At 65.9% G+C, this 21,971-nt stretch carries 23 protein-coding genes; 13 read left to right on the top strand and 10 right to left on the bottom strand.

Features of this window, described 5'->3' with window-relative positions:
- The first annotated feature begins 43 nt into the window (after positions 1–43).
- From ACSQ3P_RS15710 to ACSQ3P_RS15695, 4 genes are read left to right on the top strand one after another with little or no spacing between them, the layout of a single operon-like run.
- A complete protein-coding gene (locus tag ACSQ3P_RS15710) occupies positions 44–901 on the top strand; it encodes a carbohydrate ABC transporter permease (RefSeq protein WP_092168960.1) in 858 nt (285 codons plus the stop codon).
- Positions 898–1,734, top strand: coding sequence for a carbohydrate ABC transporter permease (locus ACSQ3P_RS15705; protein ID WP_436166480.1), 837 nt, complete (start codon positions 898–900; stop codon positions 1,732–1,734). The genes ACSQ3P_RS15710 and ACSQ3P_RS15705 overlap by 4 nt, the downstream gene beginning before the upstream one ends.
- Complete coding sequence (locus ACSQ3P_RS15700; RefSeq protein ID WP_436166479.1) at positions 1,731–2,618, top strand: sugar phosphate isomerase/epimerase family protein; 888 nt, start codon at positions 1,731–1,733, stop codon at positions 2,616–2,618. Before ACSQ3P_RS15705 ends, ACSQ3P_RS15700 begins: the two co-directional genes overlap by 4 nt.
- Positions 2,615–3,631: a Gfo/Idh/MocA family protein gene (locus ACSQ3P_RS15695; protein WP_436166478.1), complete on the top strand. Its 1,017-nt coding sequence runs from the start codon at positions 2,615–2,617 to the stop codon at positions 3,629–3,631. The genes ACSQ3P_RS15700 and ACSQ3P_RS15695 overlap by 4 nt, the downstream gene beginning before the upstream one ends.
- A 291-nt stretch (positions 3,632–3,922) precedes the next feature.
- Here ACSQ3P_RS15695 and ACSQ3P_RS15690 read toward each other — a convergent pair whose 3' ends face one another.
- Positions 3,923–4,402 carry a MarR family winged helix-turn-helix transcriptional regulator gene (locus ACSQ3P_RS15690; RefSeq protein ID WP_436166477.1) on the bottom strand — a complete coding sequence of 160 codons (480 nt, stop codon included), beginning with the start codon at positions 4,400–4,402 and terminating at the stop codon, positions 3,923–3,925.
- Between the two features lie 136 nt (positions 4,403–4,538).
- On the opposite strand from ACSQ3P_RS15690, the gene ACSQ3P_RS15685 reads away from it, so the two are divergent.
- Entirely contained in the window at positions 4,539–5,297 is a 759-nt protein-coding gene (locus tag ACSQ3P_RS15685) for an alpha/beta fold hydrolase (protein ID WP_436166476.1), read from the top strand.
- Positions 5,298–5,521: 224 nt separating this feature from the next.
- Here ACSQ3P_RS15685 and paaZ read toward each other — a convergent pair whose 3' ends face one another.
- Positions 5,522–7,561 (bottom strand): phenylacetic acid degradation bifunctional protein PaaZ, encoded by a 2,040-nt coding sequence (paaZ, locus tag ACSQ3P_RS15680; protein ID WP_436166475.1) that lies wholly within the window; start codon positions 7,559–7,561, stop codon positions 5,522–5,524.
- Between the two features lie 150 nt (positions 7,562–7,711).
- Between paaZ and paaG the strand changes: the two genes are divergently transcribed.
- The 3 genes from paaG to paaK are packed head-to-tail and all read left to right on the top strand — an operon-like array spanning position 7,712 to position 10,341.
- Positions 7,712–8,515, top strand: a complete 804-nt coding sequence (paaG, locus tag ACSQ3P_RS15675) for a 2-(1,2-epoxy-1,2-dihydrophenyl)acetyl-CoA isomerase PaaG (RefSeq protein WP_436166750.1) — start codon at positions 7,712–7,714, stop codon at positions 8,513–8,515.
- Between the two features lie 56 nt (positions 8,516–8,571).
- Positions 8,572–8,988 (top strand): hydroxyphenylacetyl-CoA thioesterase PaaI, encoded by a 417-nt coding sequence (paaI, locus tag ACSQ3P_RS15670; RefSeq protein WP_436166749.1) that lies wholly within the window; start codon positions 8,572–8,574, stop codon positions 8,986–8,988.
- A gap of 24 nt (positions 8,989–9,012) precedes the next feature.
- Entirely contained in the window at positions 9,013–10,341 is a 1,329-nt protein-coding gene (gene paaK, locus ACSQ3P_RS15665) for a phenylacetate--CoA ligase PaaK (RefSeq protein ID WP_436166474.1), read from the top strand.
- A gap of 144 nt (positions 10,342–10,485) precedes the next feature.
- Here the strand turns inward: paaK and paaE are convergent, their stop codons facing one another.
- From paaE to ACSQ3P_RS15630, 7 genes are all read right to left on the bottom strand, one after another.
- A complete protein-coding gene (paaE, locus tag ACSQ3P_RS15660; protein WP_436166473.1) occupies positions 10,486–11,571 on the bottom strand; it encodes a 1,2-phenylacetyl-CoA epoxidase subunit PaaE in 1,086 nt (361 codons plus the stop codon).
- 10 nt (positions 11,572–11,581) lie between these two features.
- The gene (paaD, locus tag ACSQ3P_RS15655; protein WP_436166748.1) at positions 11,582–12,070 is read right to left on the bottom strand and encodes a 1,2-phenylacetyl-CoA epoxidase subunit PaaD; all 489 of its coding nucleotides are present in this window, start codon (positions 12,068–12,070) and stop codon (positions 11,582–11,584) included.
- 29 nt (positions 12,071–12,099) lie between these two features.
- Positions 12,100–12,876 carry a 1,2-phenylacetyl-CoA epoxidase subunit PaaC gene (paaC, locus tag ACSQ3P_RS15650; RefSeq protein WP_436166472.1) on the bottom strand — a complete coding sequence of 259 codons (777 nt, stop codon included), beginning with the start codon at positions 12,874–12,876 and terminating at the stop codon, positions 12,100–12,102.
- 10 nt (positions 12,877–12,886) lie between these two features.
- Positions 12,887–13,174: a 1,2-phenylacetyl-CoA epoxidase subunit PaaB gene (gene paaB, locus ACSQ3P_RS15645; RefSeq protein WP_436166471.1), complete on the bottom strand. Its 288-nt coding sequence runs from the start codon at positions 13,172–13,174 to the stop codon at positions 12,887–12,889.
- Between the two features lie 75 nt (positions 13,175–13,249).
- Positions 13,250–14,239: a 1,2-phenylacetyl-CoA epoxidase subunit PaaA gene (gene paaA / locus ACSQ3P_RS15640; protein ID WP_436166470.1), complete on the bottom strand. Its 990-nt coding sequence runs from the start codon at positions 14,237–14,239 to the stop codon at positions 13,250–13,252.
- A 120-nt stretch (positions 14,240–14,359) separates the two neighbouring features.
- Positions 14,360–15,229, bottom strand: a complete 870-nt coding sequence (gene paaX, locus ACSQ3P_RS15635; RefSeq protein ID WP_436166469.1) for a phenylacetic acid degradation operon negative regulatory protein PaaX — start codon at positions 15,227–15,229, stop codon at positions 14,360–14,362.
- Positions 15,230–15,285: 56 nt separating this feature from the next.
- On the bottom strand, positions 15,286–15,945 hold the full coding sequence (locus tag ACSQ3P_RS15630; RefSeq protein ID WP_436166468.1) for a TetR/AcrR family transcriptional regulator: 660 nt from the start codon (positions 15,943–15,945) through the stop codon (positions 15,286–15,288).
- A 296-nt stretch (positions 15,946–16,241) separates the two neighbouring features.
- Between ACSQ3P_RS15630 and ACSQ3P_RS15625 the strand changes: the two genes are divergently transcribed.
- The 5 genes from ACSQ3P_RS15625 (at position 16,242) to ACSQ3P_RS15605 (ending at position 20,897) form a co-directional block, all read left to right on the top strand.
- Positions 16,242–17,417, top strand: a complete 1,176-nt coding sequence (locus ACSQ3P_RS15625; protein WP_436166467.1) for an ABC transporter substrate-binding protein — start codon at positions 16,242–16,244, stop codon at positions 17,415–17,417.
- Between the two features lie 187 nt (positions 17,418–17,604).
- A complete protein-coding gene (locus tag ACSQ3P_RS15620) occupies positions 17,605–18,477 on the top strand; it encodes a branched-chain amino acid ABC transporter permease (protein WP_436166466.1) in 873 nt (290 codons plus the stop codon).
- The gene (locus tag ACSQ3P_RS15615; protein WP_436166465.1) at positions 18,477–19,424 is read left to right on the top strand and encodes a branched-chain amino acid ABC transporter permease; all 948 of its coding nucleotides are present in this window, start codon (positions 18,477–18,479) and stop codon (positions 19,422–19,424) included. The genes ACSQ3P_RS15620 and ACSQ3P_RS15615 overlap by 1 nt, the downstream gene beginning before the upstream one ends.
- On the top strand, positions 19,421–20,209 hold the full coding sequence (locus ACSQ3P_RS15610) for an ABC transporter ATP-binding protein (protein ID WP_436166464.1): 789 nt from the start codon (positions 19,421–19,423) through the stop codon (positions 20,207–20,209). Before ACSQ3P_RS15615 ends, ACSQ3P_RS15610 begins: the two co-directional genes overlap by 4 nt.
- Positions 20,196–20,897: an ABC transporter ATP-binding protein gene (locus tag ACSQ3P_RS15605; protein ID WP_436166463.1), complete on the top strand. Its 702-nt coding sequence runs from the start codon at positions 20,196–20,198 to the stop codon at positions 20,895–20,897. The genes ACSQ3P_RS15610 and ACSQ3P_RS15605 overlap by 14 nt, the downstream gene beginning before the upstream one ends.
- Here ACSQ3P_RS15605 and ACSQ3P_RS15600 read toward each other — a convergent pair.
- Positions 20,882–21,928 (bottom strand): PdxA family dehydrogenase, encoded by a 1,047-nt coding sequence (locus ACSQ3P_RS15600; protein ID WP_436166462.1) that lies wholly within the window; start codon positions 21,926–21,928, stop codon positions 20,882–20,884. The genes ACSQ3P_RS15605 and ACSQ3P_RS15600 overlap by 16 nt on opposite strands.
- Between the last annotated feature and the right edge of the window lie 43 nt (positions 21,929–21,971).

The following is a 21,971-nucleotide window of genomic DNA, read 5'->3' as shown; positions in this document are numbered from 1 at the left end:
CACCACCATGGACAGACGCAGGCCGCCCCTTGGGCGCGGCTCGATGCCATTCTGGTTCCTGCTCCCGGCCATTCTGGTCACGGCAGGCGTCGTGCTCGTCCCCGTCGCGCAGACGGCCTGGCTCAGCCTGCAGGACTACCTGCTCTACGACCCCGACAATGCCCGCTTCATCGGGCTCGGCAATTTCGCCAAGATCGCCAGCGACGAGGTCTTCTGGATCTCGCTCGGCCAATCCTTCATCTGGATCATCGGCGTCGTCGGACTGCAATTCCTGCTTGGGCTCGCCGCGGCTTTACTGCTCAACCAGAGCTTCTGGTGGCGCGGGCTGGCGCGGTCGCTCGTCATCATCCCCTGGGCGCTGCCGAGCGTCATCATCGGGTTGATGTGGACCTGGATGTACGACTTCAACCTCGGCGTCATCAACGACATCGCGATGCGCCTTGGCCTGATCGCGGCGCCGATCGCCTGGTTGGCGAGGCCCGACACCGCGCTCTACGCCATCATGCTGGCCCTGATCTGGCAGGGCTTCCCCTTCTTCGCCGTGACCATCCTGGCTGGCTTGCAGACCGTGCCGGCCGAACTCTACGAAGCGGCCGAGATCGACGGCGCCACGGGGCCCCAACAACTCTTCCACGTGACCTTGCCCGCAATCGCCGACGTGATCGCCACCGCCCTGCTGCTGCGCACGATCTGGGTGGCGAATTCGCTCGACGTCATCCTGGTCATGACGGGTGGCGGGCCGGGCTACGCCACCCACACCCTGCCGCTCTACGCCTTCCTGCGCGCTTCGAGCAGCATGGAGTTCGGCTATGGCGCAGCGCTGGCGCTGATCCTCACCGCGATGCTGCTGGGCGTCGTCTTCCTCTATGTCCGGCAGGCCGCGAGGAGCATCGAGACATGATCGAGCGCCGCTCTCGCACCCGGCGCATTCTGGAGGTCGAGCTTCCCGTCCTCCTGATCGTCCTTTTCGCGCTTGGCCCCTATGGCTGGATGATCCTGACCTCGCTGAAGCCTCAGGCGGAGCTCTCGACCTGGCCCCTGACCTATTGGCCGCGCGAGCCGACGCTGCAGCATTACAGCGACCTGATCGCACGCACGAACTTCGCCGGCAGCCTGGGCAACAGCCTGATCATCGCGATCGGCGCCAGCCTGCTTGGCCTGGGAGTCAGCATCCCGGCGGCCTATGCCTTCTCGCGCTTCCGCTTTCGCGGCCGCCAGGGCCTGCTGACCGGCTTCCTCGTCATCAACATGTTCCCGGTCGTGCTGCTCATCATCCCGCTCTTCCTGATGATGCGTCGACTCGGGCTGATCGACAGCTTTCTTGGCGTCATTCTCGGCCATTCGACCTTTTCGATCCCCTTCGCGATCTGGATGCTGACCAGCTATTTCAACGCGATCCCCAGGGATCTCGACGAAGCGGCGATGATCGATGGCGCCAGCCGCCTCCAGACCATCCGCCTCATCATCCTGCCGCTGCTGATGCCCGGCGTCGTCACCGCGGGCATCTACATCTTCATCACCTCCTGGAACGAATATCTCTTCGCCATGATGCTCTCAGGCCAGGCGGTGCGCACCGTCACGGTCGCGCTGCAGCTCTTCATCGGCGAATTCACCATCCAATGGGGCCTTCTCACGGCCGGCGGCACGTTGATCGCGCTGCCGGTCACCTTCCTGTTTCTCCTGGTGCAAAGGCGGCTCGTGGGCGGACTCACGGCCGGAGCGGTGAAATCATGATGACGAATTCCATCGGGGTGATCTCGATGTTCTATGCGCGGCCCTTCGCGCGCGAGCATTTCGACTGCTTCCAGCGGATCAAACGGGCCGGAGCCGATGTCGTCGAGCTCCTGGTGCCTGAGCCGGGCGAGCTCGATCTCGTCGAGACCCGCGCAGCGATCAGGGACGCTGGCCTGTCCTGCGTGCTGGCCGCCCGGGTCAATCTCACCCGCGACCTCGCCAGCGCCGACATCGGCGCGCACAAGGCCGGCATCGCCTATCTGGAAGCTTGCATCGATATCGCCGCCGCCTTGGGAGCGACCATTGTCGGCGGCCCACTCTATGGCGCTCCGCTGGTCTTCGCTGGTCGAGCGCCCGCCCCCGTCGATGAAAGCGAACGCAAACGCCGCATCGACGCCATCGTCGCGGGGCTCGCGCAAGCCGGCCGGCGCGCCGCCGATTCCGGCATCCTGTTCGGCGTCGAACCGCTCAACCGCTTCGAGACCGATATCTGCAACACGACCCGCCACGCACTCGAAATCGTCGAGCGCGTCGGCAGCTCCGCCGTCGGCGTGATGCTCGACACCTTCCATATGAACATGGAGGAATTCGATCTCACTGATGCCATTCGCAGAGCCGGATCGCAGCTCGTGCATTTCCAGGCCAACGAGAACAACCGCGGCTTCGTCGGCTCCGGCCATATCGACTGGCCCGCGATCGCACGAGCCCTGCGCGACGTCACCTATCGCGGGCCGATCGTGCTCGAACCCTTCCGGCGCAGCGATGAGCGGGCCGGCACGCCGCTCGCCCAATGGCGCGCGCCAACAGAGAACGAGGACGAGCCGCTGGCTGCCAGCATCGCTTTCCTCAAGGCCGCGCTCGCCTTCGCCGGGAGGACGGCATGACCGGCCCCCGGACAAGCACGCTGCGCGTCGGCTGGATCGGCTGCGGCACCCACGCCAACGAAATGCTGCTGCCGCAACTGACACGGCATGATGTCGAAATCGTCGCGCTCTGCGATACGGATGAGGGGCGGCTGAACGCAACCAGCCGGCGCTATGGCGTCGCCGAGGCCAGCCGTCTGCGCGACTGGCGCGACCTGCTCGCGCGCGACGATCTCGACGCTGTCGGCCTCGCCGTCGGTCCCGGCCTGCATCACGAGATCGGGCTGGCGGCCATCGCGCGCGGCCTGCCGCTCTTCATCGAGAAGCCGCCAGCGCCAACGGCGCGACAGGCCGCCGAGCTGGCTGAAGCCGCGGCGCAGCGCAAGGTGCCGGTCGTGCTCGGCTTCATGAAGCGCTACTCGACGGCCAATCGCATCGCGGCGAATGTCATCGGCTCGACGGAGTTCGGGGAAACGGCGAGCTTCCTCGGGCAGTACATGACCGCGCCGACCTACTTCGCCAATAACCCGGACTATTCCGGCTTCTATCTGCATCATTGCGTGCATTATTTCGACCTGGTGCCGCATTTGATGGGGCAGGTCGCCTCGGTCGGCGCAAGGCGGCACGAGCTGGCGCCCGGAAAATTGCTGCTCCATGTCGATTTCCGCTTCGCCAATGGCGGCATCGGCACGCTCGTCATGGGTACGCACCAATCGCGCGGCACGCCGATGGAATGGTGGCAGGTCATGGGCGACCATGCCCGCGTCGAGGTGCGCAACCTCCACGAGGTCCGTTATTTCCGCAATCCGCCCTTCAAGGTCTCGAAACCCGAGGCAAGCCTGATCGACGGGCAGGATACGCTGGTCTGGGAGCCCAATTTTACGGCCGCCGCCAATGAGGATCACAAGGGCTATCACGCCCTGCTCGGCGACTTCGTTCGGGCTGCGCGGGGCGAAACGACGGCGGCGCCGAGCGCAGCGGATGGCGCCGCAGCCATGGCCCTGCTCGAACAGGTCATTGCGGCTTCCGAATAGGCGCCGCGTCAGTAGCGGACGTCGGCGTCTTGCCCGAAACGAGGCGTTCGCGTGCCAGGGAAAGGCGCCGAGGAAGCTGCTGTAGGCGGCCATGGTGCACATGAAAATATGCCCACCTCATCCCGAAGGACCGTCAATTCCTGGGCTTGCTCAGCGTCGAAGCGAGGAATCTGAAATCACCCGGCTCCGGCGAAGCCAAGCGAAACCGCTGTGTCGGATGGCACGCCGTGCCTGCTGTTTTCGCGGGCATGCATGGGAGGCCCGGCCAGAGCCCCCACCACGTGGCTTCGTTCAATCCGCGACATCTCCCTTCGCCAGCTCCGACTGCCCGGCCGTCGCGTCGCGCATGCCCTGCCGCAGAGTCTGGACCAGCTTGTTGAGTTCGATCATCCCGGGCACGTCGAAGCCGGAATGGCGCAGCAGCGCATCGGTCAGGCAGCCCGTCTTGGGATGCAGGCTCATGCCCTTCTGCGTGAGATGGACCTCGACCAGACGCTCGTCTTCGGTGCTGCGCCGACGGGTCAGAAACCCCGCTGCCTCGAGCCGCTTGACCGCCGGCGTGATCGTGCTGGGTTCCAGCGCCAGCCGCTCGCCGATCGCCCCGATCGTCAGCCCATCCTTCTCCCAGAGCGCGCCCAGCACGAGATACTGGGTGTAGGTCACGCCGAGCCCGTCGAGCATCGGCTTGTAGACGCGCTGGATCGCCAGCGAGGCGGAATAGATCGAAAAACAGAGCTGGCCGTCGAGCGGCAGGGTCGGGGCATCGGTCATCGGGGTCCTCGGGAATGGCGTCTTCGCGAAAAATAATATCGCGATAAAGAAATCGCTTTACAAGCCCTGGGTGGCTCGGTATGAGATTGATTATCGCGATAATGATTATCGCAGATACAGGAAAGGAACCGCTGTCATGACCAAGACCCTGATCTCCGCCGCCGCCCTTGCCCTCTCCGCCGTCGTCGCCGGCACCACTGTCCAGGCCGCCCCCGCTGTCAAGAACGTCGTCCTCGTCCATGGCGGCTTCGTCGACGGCTCCGGCTGGCAGGGCGTCTACAACCAGCTGAAGACAAAGGGCTACAACGTCACCATCGTCCAGAACCCGACCACCTCTCTCGCTGATGACGTCGCCTTCACCAAGCGGGCGATCGCCCAGCAGGATGGGCCGGTCGTCCTGGTCGGCCACTCCTATGGCGGTGTCGTCGTCAGCGAGGCCGGCACCGACGAGAAGGTCAAGGCGGTGGTCTATATCGCAGCCTTCGCTCCGGATAAGGGCGAGTCGGTCGCCTCGCTGATCGCCAACCCGCCTCCGGGCGCTTCCGTCCCGCCGATCCTGCCGCCGGTCGACGGCTTCCTGGCCCTCGACAAGGCCAAGTTCGCAGCCGCCTTCGCGGCGGATGTCGATGCCAGGACGGCCGCCTTCATGGCCGACTCGCAGGTGCCCTGGGCCGTGGCCGCGCTGACCGGCGCCGTCACCAACCCGGCCTGGAAGGCCAAGCCCAGCTTCTATCTCGTCGCCACCGACGACCACATGATCCCGCCGCCCGCCCAGCGCCAGATGGCCAAGCGCGCCGGATCGACCGTAGTCGAGACCAAGGGCAGCCATGCCGTCTACGTCTCGAAGCCCGGCGTCGTCGCCGAGATCATCGAAAAGGCCGCAAACGCCAAGTGAGCTGAGCTGAGACGACCCAGCGAATTCGTCGTCATCGACATGAAAGGGCGGGCCCAAAACGGGCCCGCCCTTTCTGCTCATCAAGCCATGCGGTGATTTGGGAGGGGAGCGCGGCATTCGCCTTCGCTCGGCTCAGCGGCAACGAAAGCGCCGCTTCAGCCGCGCCTCAAACGACCCGACTGGCCAGCAATAGCCGGAGACGCGACAAGCGGTGGCGACTTCGACTACGCCGCGACGCGTGCGCTCATCGTCAGCAACTCGTAGCGCGCGACGGTCTCGCCATCCTGGTTGAAGACCTCGGCATCCCAGCGCACCTCGCCATATTCCGGCTTCCGCGCCGCCTGCTTCTGCTTGACCGTGAGGCGGACGCGGATGGTGTCGCCCGGCGAGACCGGTTTGAGGAAGCGCAGGGTGTCGAGGCCGTAATTGGCCAGGAGCGGTCCCGGCGCCGGATCGACGAAAAGCCCTGCGGCAAAGGCGAGGATGAGATAGCCATGGGCGACGCGGCCCGGGAAGAACGGGTTCGCCTTGGCTGCCTCCTCGTCCATATGCGCATAGAAGGTGTCGCCGCTGAAATGGGCGAAATGCTCGATGTCGTCGAGCGTGATCGCGCGCGCACCGGTCTCCACCGTGTCGCCGACGGTAAGGGCGTCGAAGTCCAGCTTGAAGGGGTGGGTTGCCGCGACGGGCGCGGGAGCGCCCTTGATCCAGCTGCCCGTCAGCAGCGAGAGGCGCCCAGGCGAGCCCTGCAAGGCCGTGCGCTGCATATAGTGGAACACGCCGCGCAGGCCGCCGAGCTCCTCGCCGCCGCCGGCGCGACCGGGACCGCCATGGAGCAGGTATGGCAGCGGCGAGCCGTGGCCGGTCGATTCCTTGGCGCAGTCGCGGTCGATGACGAGCAGGCGGCCATGATAGGAGGCCATGCCAAAGATCAGCGCCTCGGCCACCCCCTGGTCGTAAGTGAAGACCGACGCCACCAGGCTGCCCTCGCCCATCGCCACCAACGCGACGGCCTCATTCAGGCTGTCATAGCCCATCAAGGTCGCAACCGGGCCGAAGGCTTCGGTCGTGTGCGCATGGCGGGCTTCGCGCGGTTTGGCGCAACGCAGCAGCACCGGCTGCATGAAGGCTCCCGTCGCGATATCGCCGCCGATCACCGCGCCGCCCGCCGGATCGCCGCACAGGATCTCAGCCTCGCCTGCGATCTGCGCCACTTTCGCGCGGACGTCTTGGCGCTGGGCCAGACTCACCAGCGGCCCCATGCGGACCTCCTCGAGACGCGGGTCGCCGAGCTTGATCGCGGCAAGCTGGACGGTCAGCGCCTCGCCGACGACTGTCTCCAGCTCGCGCGGAACGAAGATGCGGCGGATCGCCGTGCATTTCTGGCCTGCCTTCACCGTCATCTCGCGCACGACCTCCTTCACGAAGAGATCGAATTCAGGCGTGCCGGGACCTGCGTCCGGGCCGAGCACCGCAGCATTGAGGGAATCGCGCTCGGCGATGAAGCGTACGGCATTGCGCGAGACGGCCGGGTGGTTGCGCAGCTTCTCCGAGGTGCCGAGCGAGCCGGTGAAGGAGAGCACGTCCTGCCCCGCGAGATGGTCGAGCAGGTCGCCGGTCGCGCCGCAGACGAACTGCAAGGCGCCCGCCGGCAGAATGCCTGACTCGACGATCAGCCGGATGACGGCTTCGGTGACATAGGCCGTCGCCGTCGCAGGCTTGGTGATGACGGGGACGCCGGCGAGCAAGGCGGGCGCGAGCTTCTCCAGCATGCCCCAGCACGGGAAGTTGAAGGCGTTGATGTGGACGGCGACGCCCTGGAGCGGTGTCAGCACATGGAGGCCGACGAAGCTGCCGCCCTTGGATAACGCCTCGCTTGCGCCTTCCACCACGAAACGCTCGCTCGGCAGTTCCCGTCGCCCGCGCGAGGCATAAGCGAATAGCGTGCCGATGCCGCCGTCGATATCGATCAGGTTGTCGCGCTTCGTCGCACCGGTCTCGGCAGCCAGAGCGTAGAGCGGCTCCTTATGCGTGTTGAGGTAGGTAGCCAGCGCCTTGAGCAGATCGGCCCGCTGATGAAAATTCAGCGCCCGCAGCGCCGGCCCACCGACATCGCGTGCATGCGCAACCACCGCGGCGAAGTCGAGCCCGGTACTGGAAGCGCGCGCGACAACCCGGCCGTCGATCGCGCTCGCAATATCAACGAGACCGGAGGATGCCTCGAACCATTGGTCGAGCGCATAGCTTTGCAGGATCGCGGTCATGGCTTTGTGTCCTCCCGGTCAGCGGAGCCTTGCGTTCGCAGGTTGACAAGCGAGCTCCTTGCGTAAAAGATTAACCGATCGGCCGGTTAATTCAAGAGGCTCTCGAAGAGCCCGACCCCAGGGAGGATAGAGATGCAGCCGAAGACAGGCATGCCGACGACAGGCTTGGAGCCCGTGCTTCTCGTCGACCAGCGCGACGGCTGGACCAAGCTGACCTTGAATCGCCCGGAGCGATTGAATTCCTTCAACGAAGCCATGCACCAGGCATTGGCCGCGGCCCTCGACGAGGCCAGCGCCGACGAGCGCTGTCGCGCGGTTCTGCTCACCGGCACCGGTCGCGGCTTCTGCACCGGGCAGGATCTGAGCGACCGTCTCGGCGGCGATGGACCGCACGATCTCGGCGCGACGATCGAAGCCTTCTACAACCCGCTGGTGCGGCGGCTGCGCGCTTTGCGCAAGCCGGTGGTCTGCGCCGTCAACGGCGTCGCCGCCGGCGCTGGCGCCAATATCGCATTCGCCTGCGATATCGTGCTGGCCGCCCGCTCGGCAAAGTTCATCCAGTCCTTCGTCAAGGTCGGCCTTGTACCGGACTCGGGCGGAACCTTCTTCCTGCCTCGGCTGGTCGGTCCCGCGCGGGCGCGCGGGCTCGCCATGCTGGCGGAACCTCTCCCAGCCGAGACCGCCGAAGCCTGGGGCCTGATCTGGAAAACTGTCGAGGACGCGACCCTGCAAGAAGAGGCCGAACGGTTGACCGCGCATCTCGCGGCACAGCCGACGCAGGGGCTCAGCCTGATCAAGCAGGCGCTCGATGCCGCGCAAGAGAATAGCCTGGACGAGCAGCTCGACCTTGAACGCGATTTCCAGCGCAAGGCCGGCCGCACACCCGATTATCGCGAGGGGGTGAGCGCCTTCATGGAGAAGCGACCGCCGCGTTTTTCCGGGCGCGACTCGTGACCGCGCCTGTCGCCGCTCTCTCGCCGGAGGAGATCGCGCGTCGCGCCGCCCAGGTGATGTGGGCCAGCGACAAGGCGAGCCAGGCGCTGGGGATGGAGATCGTCTCGACCGGACCGGGCGAGGCCGTGCTGGCGATGTCGATCTCGCCCGACATGACCAACGGCCATGGCACCGCCCATGGCGGCTTCATCTTCGCGCTCGCCGACAGCGCCTTTGCCTTCGCCTGCAACTCCTATGGCGAGACCACCGTCGCCGCCCATTGCAGTATCTCCTATATCGCGCCGGGCAAGGCCGGAAACCGTCTGGTCGCCGCTGCCCGCGAAGTCTCGCGCAGCGGCCGCTCCGGGATCTACGATGTCCGCGTCAGCAGCGACGGCAAGACGATCGCCGAATTCCGCGGGCATTCCCGCACCATCGGCGGCTCGTTCATCGAGCCTGCCGCCAACGCGCCGCAGAGCGCGATCCGGTCATAAGCTTGAGGGAAGGAGACGGCGACCATGGCGCTTCGTGCAATGGCATTCGACGGTGCGGTGAAGGACGGGCTCGACGCGGCGGAGCGCGCCTCTCGCGACGAAATCATGGCGCTCCAGCGTGAACGCCTGGCCTGGTCGCTGCGGCATGCCTATGAAAACGTGCCGCATTATCGTCAGTCCTTCGATGCGGCTGGCGTCCACCCCTCCGATTTCCGCCAGCTCTCGGACCTCGCCAAGTTTCCCTTCACGGTGAAGCAGGACCTGCGCGACAATTATCCGTTCGGGCTTTTCGCAGTGCCGCGCGAGAAACTCGCGCGCATCCACGGCTCCTCGGGCACCACCGGCAGGCCGATCGTGGTCGGCTACACACTGGCCGATATCGATATGTGGGCCAATGTCATGGCGCGCTCGCTGCGCGCCGCCGGCGCGCGCCCGGGCATGATGGTGCATGTCGCTTATGGCTACGGCCTGTTCACCGGCGGGTTAGGGGCCCATTACGGCGCCGAGCGGCTCGGCTGCACCGTCGTGCCGATGTCGGGCGGCATGACCGAGCGCCAAGTCCAGCTCATCACGGATTTCAAGCCCGAGGTGATCATGGTGACGCCGAGCTACATGCTCGCCATCCTGGACGGCTTCGCCAAGGCGGGACTTGATCCGCGCGCGAGTTCGATGCGTTTCGGCGTCTTCGGCGCCGAGCCCTGGACCAATGCGATGCGCGAGGAGATCGAGCAGGCCTTCGCCATGGACGCCACCGACATCTATGGCCTGTCGGAGGTGATTGGGCCCGGCGTCGCCCAGGAATGCGTCGAGACCAAGGATGGCCTGCACGTCTGGGAGGATCACTTCCTGCCCGAGGTGATCGATCCCGAGACCGGCGCGGTGCTGCCCGACGGCGAACCGGGCGAACTGGTTTTCACCTCGCTCAGCAAGGAAGCCTTCCCGATCATCCGCTATCGCACCCGCGACCTGACCCGGCTTCTGCCGGGCACGGCCCGGCCCGGCATGCGGCGCATGGAGAAGGTGACCGGACGCTGCGACGACATGATGATCCTGCGCGGCGTCAACGTCTTCCCGACCCAGATCGAGGAGGCGCTGCTCGCCACCGACTGGTGCGCCGGCCATTTCCTGATCGAGCTGACGCGCGAAGGCCGCATGGACGAAATGACGGTGCTGGCCGAGGCTCGTGAGGGGATGTGGGATAGCGCCGGCCTGACCGTCCAGGCCGAGCGGCTGGTGACGCGGATCAAGGACACGATCGGCATCACCACACGGGTGATGATCCAGCCTCCCGGAACGCTGGAGCGCTCGGCCGGCAAGGCCAAGCGTGTGATCGACAAGCGCCCGAAGGGATAAGGCCAGCCGTTCCCGTCATTGCGAGCGCAGCGAAGCAGTCCAGACGAAGAGCTCTATGCCCCCTGGATTGCTTCGCGGAGCCTGTACTCGGGCTTGCCGAAGGCAAGACCCGGGTGCTCGCAATGACGCACAGGCGCGCTGCGATCAAACCTGATCGAAATCCACCACCACCCGCGCGCTGGTCGGATGAGCCTGGCAGGTCAGGATGAACCCGGCCTTGAGCTCCCACGGCTCCAGCGAGTAGTTCACCGTCATCTGCGCCTCGCCCTCGACGAGCTTGGCCCGGCAGGTCGAGCACATGCCGCCCTTGCAGGCGAAGGGCAGGTCCATGCCGGCACGCAAGGCCGCATCGAGGATGGCTTCGCCTGCGGCGATCGGGATTTCACGGCGCTTGCCATCGACGATCATCGCCCCGAGATGGGCGGGCGGAGCGCTCGACTCGACGATGATGGGTTTCGGCCGAGGCCGGCCACCGAGCGCCGAGACGAAACGCTCGACATGGATGGCGTCCCCGGCAATGCCGATCTCCTGCAGGGTCGCTTCCAGATCCTCGCTCATCGCGGCCGGACCGCAGATGAAGACATGATCGACCGTCACTGCGGGGACGATGCTGCGCAGCAGGAGCCGCGCCTTCTCGCCGTCGAGCCGCCCGTTCAAGATCGGCAGATCCTGCTCCTCGCGCGACAGCACGTGAAAGATCGCAAGCCGCCCGAGGAAGCGATCCTTCATCTCCTCCAGGCTCGCCCGGAAGAGAATGTCTTCGGTCGAGCGGTTGCCGTAGAACAGGAAGAAGCGGCTCGTCGGCTCGCGTTGCAGCACGCCACGGATGATCGACAGGATCGGCGTGATGCCCGAGCCGGCCGCGAAGCCGACATGGATGCGCCCATCGCCCGGATCGCGTTCGAGGCCGAAGCGGCCAGTCGGGGTCATCACATCAACCGCATCGCCGATGGCGATATTGCCATTGATCCAGGTCGAGAACAGGCCATTATCGACCTGCTTGACCGCGATCCTGAGTTCGCCATCCTGCGGACCCGAGCAGATCGAGTAGGAGCGGCGCGTGTCCTCGCCTTCGATCGTCGCGCGCAGGGTCAGATACTGACCGGGTGCGAAATGATAATCGGCGGCGAGGTCCTCGGGCACCGCGAAGGCGATCGAGACAGCGTCCTGCGTCTCACGCTTCACGTCGCGGACGGCCAGGCGATGGAAGCGGGGTGTGGCGGTGGACATGGCGCCCCTACTAATGGCAGCGGAAATAGTCGAAAGGCTCTCGGCAGGCATTGCAGCGCCAGAGTGCCTTGCATGAGGTCGAGCCGAATTCGGCGAGCCGGGATGTGTCGAGCGAGCCGCATTGCGGGCAGGCGACCTCTTCCGTACCGAACAATGCCCGTCGCCCGGCGCTCCTGGCAGGAGGCGCGACGCCGTATTCGGTCAGCTTGCGCCGGCCGTCTTCGCTCATCCAATCGGTGGTCCAGGCCGGCGACAGCACTGTCGTCACCATGGCGGGCCCGAGGCCGGCTTGCTCCAGCGCGAGCTCGATCTCCAGCGCGATCATCGTCATCGCCGGGCAGCCCGAATAGGTCGGCGTGATCAGGACCTCGATCCTGCCGTCATTGAGGCGCACCTCGCGCAGCACGCCGAGATCGGCGATCGATAGCACCGGAATTTCCGGATCGACGACGGCGCCGGCGATCCGCCGGACCTCGTCGAGTCGGGCCTCGTCCGGCACGGCCGCATCGCGATCGCGCGCGACGGCGTTCACCAGACGGCACCGGGGAAGGCGCGCTGCAGATATTGCAGCTCGCTCAAGAGATGGCCGAGATGCTCGGTATGATGGCCGTTGCGCCCGCCCTTCTGCATCCAGTCGTTTTGCGGCACGGCAAGCGTCGCCTGGGCCAGCACGCTGACGACGGTCTCGTACCAGCCGGCGCGCAGGCTCTCGGGATCGATCGCGACGCCTTCTGCGATCAGCCCCCGCTCGCTCGGATCGACCTCGAACATCTCTCCGGTGAAGGGCCAGAGCGCATCGAGCGCGGCTTGCGCCCGCCTATGGCTCTCTGGCGTGCCGTCGCCCAGCCGCACCACCCATTCCGAGGCGTGCCGCAGATGGTAGGCGGTCTCCTTCTCCGCCTTGGCGGCGATCGCAGCCAGCGTCGCATCGGTGCTGCCCATCATGGCCCGCCACCACGGATCGATGAAGGCCGCGTAGAGGAACTGGCGCAGCATGGTCTGGGCAAAATCGCCATTGGGCTGCTCGACCAGGAGGAGATTGCCATAGCCGCGCACGTCGCGCAGATAGGCATAGGCGTCCTCGTCGCGGCCGGCGGCTTCGACCTTGGCAGCGTAGGCGTAGAGCGAGCGGGCCTGACCGATCAGGTCGAGGCCCATATTGGCCAGCGCCATGTCCTCTTCCAACATCGGCGCATGGCCGCACCATTCCGAGAGCCGATGGCCCAGGATCAGGGCGTCGTCGGCGCGCCGCAGGGTGTAGCGCAGCAACGGCGTGTCGGAGACGGAGATCGATGCGACCGGCATGGCGATGTCCTCACATATGCCCGACATCATCAGGCACTTCGTAGAAGGTCGGATGCCGGTAGATCTTCGTCTCCGCCGGTTCGAACATCATGCCGGCATCGCCCGGGTCCGAGGCGATGATGGCGGTCGACGGCACGACCCAGATCGAGAGCCCCTCGCCGCGGCGCGTATAGACGTCGCGCGCCGCCTGGAGCGCCAGCGTCGCGTCGGCGGCATGAAGCGAGCCGACATGCTTGTGCGCGAGCCCGTTACGGCTGCGGATGAAGACCTCCCAGAGCGGCATCATCGGCCCGGCCATGCGTCATCTCCCTTGCCGCGCTGCCTTTGCCGGCGCGCTTTCTGTCGTGTTTGCTCAGTCCGCCGGCAGCGCTCGTCAGGCAGCAAGCGCCTTGCCGCGCTGCTTCTGCGCGTAAGCGAGCGCCGCCTCGCGCACCCACTCGCCTTCGTCATGGGCCTTGCGCCGCGCCGCCAGCCGTTCCCGGTTGCACGGGCCGTTGCCGGCGATCACCTGCTTGAACTCGTCCCAGTCGATCTCGCCATAGCGCCAGTGTCCGGTCTCCTCGTCCAAGCGAAGCTCCGGGTCCGGCAGCGAAAGTCCGAGAATCCGCGCCTGGGGCACGGTGGCGTCGACGAATTTCTGGCGCAGCTCGTCATTGGAGAAGCGCTTGATCTTCCACAGCGTCGAGGTGTCGGAGTGCAGGCTGGCGGCGTCGGGCGGTCCGAACATCATCAGGCAAGGCCACCACCAGCGGTTCAGCGCATCCTGCGCCATGTCCTTCTGCTCGGGCGTGCCGCGCGACAGCGTCAGCATGATCTCGTAGCCCTGGCGCTGGTGGAAGGATTCCTCCTTGCAGACCCGGATCATGGCGCGTGCGTAAGGGCCATAGGAGCAGCGGCAAAGCGGGATCTGGTTCATGATCGCCGCGCCGTCGACGAGCCAGCCGATCGCCCCGATATCGGCCCAGGTCAGCGTCGGATAGTTGAAGATCGAGGAGTATTTGGCCTTGCCGCTCAGAAGCTGGTCGACGAGCTCCTCGCGCGATGCGCCGAGCGTCTCGGCGGCGGCATAGAGATAGAGGCCGTGGCCGCACTCGTCCTGGACTTTCGCGAGCAGGGCGGCCTTGCGGCGCAGCGAGGGCGCCCGCGTCAGCCAATTGCCCTCCGGCAGCATGCCGACGATCTCGGAATGGGCGTGCTGCGAGATCTGCCGGGTCAAGGTCCGGCGATAGGCGGCCGGCATCCAGTCATTCGGCTCGATCCGCTCCTCGGCATCGACCCTGGCCTGGAACCGGGCCGCGAGGCCGGCATCCTCAAGCTGGCGTTCGCCGGAATCGGGGTTGGTGTTGAGGGCCTGCGTATACATGCGCTCCTCCTCTTATTCTCGTTGGTCCAATTTATATGTAACAGAAAAATTAAAGTCAATGATTTCTTGTAACATATCATGGTACGGCGAAGCGAGCGCGCATGCGCCGACGCCCGGGCCTCAGTTCGTGAACCGGCTCTCGATCTCGCTCGAACGCGGCAGCGGCTCGCCGCTCTCATTGCTGGCGTTCTGGTCGAGCCAGCGTTCCGAGCCGGGCAGCACCTGGCGATAGATTGCAGCGCACAGGCTGCGTGCCGACGCGCCTGGCCAATCCTCCGGCAGGATATCGGCGGGCAGGACGGGGTCGCGCAACACGACGCGGCGATATTCGTGAATCAGCAGGATGCGGGCGACGAGCGCGTCGAGATCGGACAGGCGAACGCCGCCCTCGAGGCCGGCCGCGAGCGGCTCGAACGCAGCCTGGAAGCGGCGATAGGCTTCGGCGATGCAATCGAGAGGCCAGCTCCTCGCTGCAAGCGCTCGATTGGTCGAGAGGTCGCCGCCCGCCTCGAAGCGCAGCGCGCCGTTTGCCAGTTCCGGCAGCGCGGCGCCGGCTGGCGCAAGCCAGAGAGCGGGCGAGGCGATCCCGAAACCCGCGCGCTCCATCACCGCCTTCGTGGCTTCGCGATCAGGGCCGCCGTCGAACAGCACCATGTCGAAACGCCCCGGCCAAGGCGGCGAATGCAGCGTGTAGATCTGCTCCGACGCGTGCCGGAAGGTGTCGCGCCCCTTATCGGCCAGTCGGTAGAAGCTGTTGCGGCCGACCTTGATGCGCTCCAGCCAGCCGTCGGAGGCCAGCCGGGACATGGCCGTACGGACAAGCCCGTCGGACAGCCCCATCGCCCGGAAGAAGGCGAGCAAGGTGCCGAGCCAGACGCAACCGCCGCGCGGCACGATCGCGTCGCCATAGATGGTGATGATGATCGACCAGGTCCGAGAAGGCTCGCCGCGAAGATGGTCGAGGATCGGGTCGAGTGTGGCGCGGGACATCGGCGATCAGTAGCGCCCGGCGCCGCAACCGCAAGCGGCAGGACAGATAAGCTGCATCACGCCCCACGCTTGGCGGATGCAGCTTGACGCCGAGGCGGCCGGGCGGTGGCAGGCGCCACAGCCTCTGCAGCGATGGCAGCTCCAGCGGTGATGAGCTGCGAGGCCATCAACGCATATTGCTGGCGCGACAGGCCCTTGCCCTCGCGGAACCAGAGATAGTGCCAGTTCAGCATGCCGAACAGGGACATGGTCAGCGGCTTGAGCAGGGGTCCGTGCCCCACCTCCGGCACCGTCTCGGCGATCGCCTCGGCGAAGATCGCCACGAGCTGGCGCTCCAGCGCGCGCAACGTCTCCTGCCGGTCGTCGCTCAGGAATTTGAGATTGGCTATCTGCACCTGATGCTGGGCGTCGGCGTCGCGATAAGCTTCCAACAGGGCGGCAGACAGGGCGTAGAGGCGCTCCTGGGGATCTTTCGCCGAACGACCCGCTTCCTCGACGACGGCCACCAGATCGTTGAGATGGTCGAACAGGATGTCGAACAGCACCGCGACCTTGTCGGGGTAATAGTGGTAGAGCAGCGCCTTGGAAGCCCCGCAAGCCTCCGCGATCATCGTGATCGAGGTTCCCGAATAGCCGTACTGGGCAAAGAGCTCAGCCGCGCGCTGCAGGATCGTTTGCCGCTTGGCGTCGTAGTCTTGTGCGCGGGTGCGAGCCATTGCGTGTCGTGTTCCTGTGTCGTCGCTGCCAGCGCAGCCCCGTTCGCCGGACTTGATACCGCGGGTCCCGCCTTGCGCTTTCCAGCTTGAATAATCGGTCCCGTCGCTTCTGGATATCAAAGACTGTCCGACTGGTCGATCAATGATACGCTCAAATCGTGCTTTTAAGATTGACCAATCGGCCGGTTAATTTTAGCTTGCTACCGTATCGGCATCAGCTACGATGTCGATGGGAATAAAACGGCGGGCCAACCGCCGCGCTTGATCCAGCTCAGGCCTTCTTGGAGGAACGCCCCATGACGAAATCCGCCTTCGGACGGCAATCCTTGCGCGCGTCCGCGCTGCAAGCCCTTGCTGTCACAACCTTGCTGTCGCTGCCGGCTCTTGCCGCCGACCCGATCAAGATCGGCGCCGTCCTTTCCGCAAGCGGCCCTGCGGCTTTCCTCGGCGACCCGGAGGCGAAGACCCTCAAGATCTATGTCGAGGAGTTGAACAAGAAGGGCGGCGTGCTCGGCCGGCAGATCGAGCTCGTGCTCTATGACGATGGCGGCGACGCCAACAAGGCGCGCACCTTCGCGACGCGGCTGATCGAGGACGACAAGGTCGTCGCCATGGTCGGCGGTTCCACGACGGGTACGACCATGGCGATGATCCCGGTCTTCGAGGACGCCAAGGTGCCGTTCGTTTCCGTCGCCGGCGCGATCGAGATCATCGAGCCCGTGCGCAGCTTCGTGTTCAAGACGCCGCATACCGACAAGACCGCCTGCGAAAAGATCTTCGAGGACATGAAGGCGCGCAACCTGACCAAGATCGGCATGATCTCGGGCACCGACGGCTTCGGCAAATCGATGCGCGCCCAGTGCCTGCGGGTCGTGAAGGATTACGGTGTCACGATCGTGGCCGATGAGAGCTATGGCGCGACCGATTCCGACATGACGCCGCAGCTCAACAAGATCAAGAACACCGCCGGGCTCCAGGCGGTGGTCAACCCCGGTTTCGGCCAGGGCCCGGCGATCGTGACGCGCAACTACGGCCAGCTCAGCATCGGGCTGCCGCTCTACCAGAGCCATGGCGTCGCCTCGAAGAGCTTCATCGATCTCGCCGGCCCCGCCGCTGAAGGCATAAGGCTGCCGGCCCCTGCCCTGCTCGTCGCCGACAAGCTCGCTGACGCCGACAAGCAGAAGGCGGTGGTGATCGCCTATAAGACATCCTACGAGAAGGCCGTCGGCCAGCCCGTCTCCACCTTCGGCGGCTATGCCTTCGACGGGATTCAACTCGTGGTCGAGGCGATCCAGAAGGCCAAGGGCACCGAGCCGCAGAAGATCCGCGACGCGCTCGAAGCCACCAAGGGCTATGTCGGCGTCACCGGAATCTACACGATGTCGGCGACCGACCATCTCGGGCTGGGCACCGAGTCCTTCCGGATGCTGGAAATCAGGAATGGCGGCTGGGTCGAGGTCGGCGCGCGCTAGGGCGCGCCGGGCCTGGCCACCCCTTTCCCCGGCCCGGGGCATAACCCCGGCCCTCAGCCCCGGCGCCAGGGCAATTTCCGATCCAACTGGATCGCTCAATAGCTCCAGCCCTTTGTTTTAACGCGTTTCTTCATGCGAGCCGGATTCCGCTTCGCTTGAAAACGCTCCAGATCATGTGCGAGACGCCATGGCCGAGTTCCTGCAACTGCTCTTCTCAGGCCTGACGGTCGGCGCGGTCTACGCCCTCGTCGCGCTCGGCTTTACCCTGATCTACAACGCCTCCGACGTGATCAATTTCGCCCAGGGCGACTTCGTCATGATCGGCGGCATGGGCACGGTGTTTCTGGCCGCGGCTGGCCTCTCCCTGCCGCTCGCCGCCTTCATCGCGATCCTGGCGGCGGTCGCCGTCGGATTGCTGCTGCATCGCCTGGCGATCGAACCGGCGCGCGGCGCCTCGCCAGTCGCGCTGATCATGGTCACGATCGGCGCCTCGATCTTCATCAAGGGCGTCGCCCAGATCGTCTTCGACAAGCAGTTCCACTCGCTGCCCGCCTTCACCGGCTCGGCCCCGATCGCTTTGGGCGGCGCGACCATCCTGCCGCAGAGCCTCTGGGTCATCGGTGGCGCGATCGTGCTGTTTGTCGCCCTCTATCTCTTCCTGGAACGGACCCTGCTCGGCAAGGCAGTGCTCGCCACTGCCGCCAACCGGCTGGCGGCGCGCCTGGTCGGGATCAATGTCAAGGTCATCCTCGCGCTCGCCTTCGGCGTCTCCGCCGCCATCGGCGCGATCGCCGGCGTCCTCGTCACGCCGATCACGCTGACGCGCTACGACATCGGCACCTTGTTTGCGCTGAAGGGCTTCGCCGCCGCGATGGTGGGTGGCATGGGCCATCCGCTCGGCGCCGTGGTCGGCGGCGTCCTGATCGGCCTGATGGAAGCCTTTGGAGCAGGCTATATCAGCTCGACCTATAAGGACGGCGTCGCCTTCCTCGCCATCCTTCTGGTGCTGTTCTTCATGCCGCGCGGCCTGTTCGGCGGCGGCAGCGTGGAGCGCGTCTGATGCTCAGGAGCGCATTGCAGTCGCGCTGGGCGACGCTCGCTGTCCTGGCGCTGATGATGGCGGTGGTGCCGCTGATCGCCCCGTCGGCCTTTTATCTGCGCGTGGCGGCGCTGGTCTGGATTTTCGCTCTGGCCGCGCTCGGGCTGACGATCCTGATGGGCTATGCCGGGCAGGTCAGCCTCGGTCATGCCGGCTTTCTCGGCATCGGCGCCTATGGCGTGGCGATCGGCCCAACCCATCTCGGCCTCTCGCCGCTGCTGTCGCTGGTTCTGGCTGCGGCACTATCGGGCGTCATTGCTTATGTCGTCGGACGGCCGATCCTGCGGCTGAAAGGCTATTACCTCGCCATCGCGACGCTCGGCTTCGGCCTCATCCTGGCGCTGATCTTCCAGAGCGAGAGCGCGGTCACGGGCGGACCCGACGGCATGGCGGTGGCGCGTCTCACGGTGTTCGGCTGGCGCATCGCCGGCGCGATGCAGTGGTACTGGGTCAGCGCTGCCGTGCTGCTCGTCGGAGCCTGGATTGCGCTCAACATCGCCGACAGCCCGTCCGGCCGGGCGCTGCGCGCCGTGCACGACAGCGAGGTCGCGGCAGCGGGCGCAGGCGTAGATGTCGCGGCCAAGAAGCTCGCCGCCTTCGTGACTGCTGCCGTCTATGCTGCCATAGCCGGTGGGCTGCTTGCCTGCATGAACGGCCTGATTACACCCGATGCGGCCAGCTTCATGCACTCGGTCGAGTTCGTCGCGATGGTGATCATCGGCGGTCTCGGTTCCGTTCTCGGCGCCGTCGTGGGTGCGGCGTTCCTGATCGTTCTGCCCCAGGCGCTGACCTCCTTGCAGGAGTACGAGCAGGCCGTTCTGGGCCTGCTGATCATGGTCTTCATGATCGTGCTGCCGACGGGGATCGTGCCGTCGCTGCGCGACTGGCTTGCGGAGCGCCTGTCATGAGCCTGCTCAGCGTCTCCGATCTCGGCATCAGCTTCGGCGGTGTCGTCGCCGTGGATGGCGTCGGCTTTTCGGTCTCGCCCGGCGAGGTGTTCTCCATCATCGGTCCCAACGGCGCCGGCAAGACCACCTTGTTCAACCTCGTCACGGGAATCTATCGCCCACAGAGGGGCGATGTGCGGCTCGATGGGCAGTCGATGATCGGACTATCCCCGCATCTCCTGGTGCGGCGTGGCATGGCGCGGACCTTCCAGAACCTGCAGATCTTTTTCCGGATGACGACGATCGAGAACGTCATGGTCGGTCGCCACCTCACCGAACGCTCGTCGTTCCTATCGGACCTTCTCGGCCTGCCCAATGTCGCCAGGCAGAACCGCCTGACGCGCGACGCCGCCTTCGCCTTGCTGGAACGTGTCGGCCTTGCCGCCCACGCCGACGCGAATGCCGGCTCGCTGCCCTATGGCGCGCTCAAGCGCCTGGAGATCGCGCGTGCGCTCGCCGCCGAACCGAAGGTGCTCCTGCTCGACGAGCCGGCCGCCGGCTGCAACGCCATCGAAACCGAGGCGATCGATGCGCTGATCGTCGAGATCGCCCGGTCGGGCGCGGCCGTCGTCCTGATCGAGCACGACATGAAGCTGGTCATGAAGATTTCCGATCGGATCCTGGTCCTGGCGCAGGGCCGCCCGCTCGCGGAAGGGACGCCGCGCATGATCCGCGACGATCCAGCGGTGATCGCGGCCTATCTCGGCGATCACGGCAGCAGGGAGGCCGATCGTGCTCACGGTTGAAGGATTGTCCTCGGCCTATGGCCGAATCGCGGTTTTGCACGAGGTCAGCCTGACCGTGGCGCAGGGCGAGATCGTCGCGCTGGTCGGCTCGAACGGCGCCGGCAAGACGACGCTGCTGCGGACGATTTCCGGCGTGCAGCCGCTGACGGGAGGGCGCATCCTGTTCGATGGGCGGCCGATCGAGCGCATGCCCGCCCACGCCCGTGTTGGACTCGGTATCGCGCAGTCGCCCGAGGGGCGGCAGGTCTTCGGCCCGCTCAGCGTCGAGGACAATCTGCGCCTGGGCGCCTTCCGCAGACAGGACGCCGGGTTCGCGGAGCGGCTGGCGCAAGCCTATGCGATGTTCCCGATCCTCAAGGATAAGCGCGCCATACCGGCGATGAGCCTGTCAGGCGGGCAGCAGCAGATGCTCGCGATCGCTCGCGCCCTGATGGCCGCGCCCAAGCTGCTTCTGCTCGATGAGCCATCGCTGGGCCTCGCGCCGCTGCTGGTCGACCAGATCCTGAATGCCGTCGTCTCGCTGCGGGATCAGGGGATGACGATCCTCCTCGTGGAGCAGAATGCCTCGGCTGCGCTGGCCATCGCCGATCGCGGCTATGTGCTGGAGACCGGCAAAATGGTTCATCAAGGCGCGGCCCAGTCATTGCTGGCCGATCCCAAGATGCGGGCTGCCTATCTCGGGCTTTGAACGAGGTTTCCTATACTGCCACGGGCTTGCGCCGCGGCCAGCCGGCCGGCCAGTTCAATGGCGGTCTGGAGCGCGCCCGGCGAGGCCACGCCCTTGCCGACGATATCGAAGGCCGTGCCATGGGCGGGCGTCGTGAAGATGATGTCGAGCCCGGCCGTCACCGTGACGCCGCGGTTGAAACCCTTCAGCTTCGTCGCGATCTGCCCCTGGTCGTGATACATCGCAACGACACTGTCGAACTCGCCGGCGAAGGCGCGGATATAGACGGTATCTGCGGGATAGGGGCCGGTGCAGGCGATGCCCGTCGCCGCGATCCGCTCCACCGTCGGGCGGATCAGCTCGATCTCGTCGCGGCCGAACAGGCCGTTCTCGCCGGCATGAGGATTGAGCGCGGCAACGGCGATGCGCGGCTTTGCGATGCCGGCGCTTTTCATCATCCGGTCCACCAGCTCCACCGCATCCGTGATCGCGCGCGCATCGATCAGGTCGAGCGCTTCGCGCAACGAGACATGGGAGGTCACGCGCGACATCCATTGGCCGTCGAGCACGTTCATCTCCGAAAAATAGCCCTGATGCTTCAGCAGATGCGCGAACAGCTTGTGCTCGTCGGGAAAGCGCCAGCCGCCCGCGAACATCGCCGCCTTGTTAAGCGGGGCAAACGTGATGGCGTCGAGCTTGCCCGCCTGCGCGAGGCCGATCGCATGGGCCAGCGTCTCACCGGTTATGCGACCGGATTCCGCTGACATCGCTCCCCGTCCAAGCGCGGCGGGATCGGCATTGCCGAGATCGATCAGCGGAACCTCGGGCGCGTTCCAATCGATCTCGCCGCCTTCGGTGACGCTGCTCCAGCGCAATTGAACCCCGGCATCGCGCGCGCCCTGCTCCAGCACGCGCCGGTCGCCGATCGCAACCAGCCGCACATGATCGCGCCAGCCGCCATCGGCCAGCACCTTGGCCGCGATCTCGGGGCCGATGCCGGTCGCGTCTCCAAGGAGGAAGCCGAGGCGAGGCTTGTCTTGCATGGCGGCCATGACGTTCCCCAGATTCAAGATGCTTATTGTCGACAATATGATA

This window comes from Allobosea sp. LjRoot9, assembly GCF_964252745.1.
Classification (GTDB): Bacteria; Pseudomonadota; Alphaproteobacteria; order Rhizobiales; family Beijerinckiaceae; genus Allobosea.
Note: the sequence above shows the minus strand (reverse complement) of the source record. Positions and strands in the feature narration are given on the sequence as shown.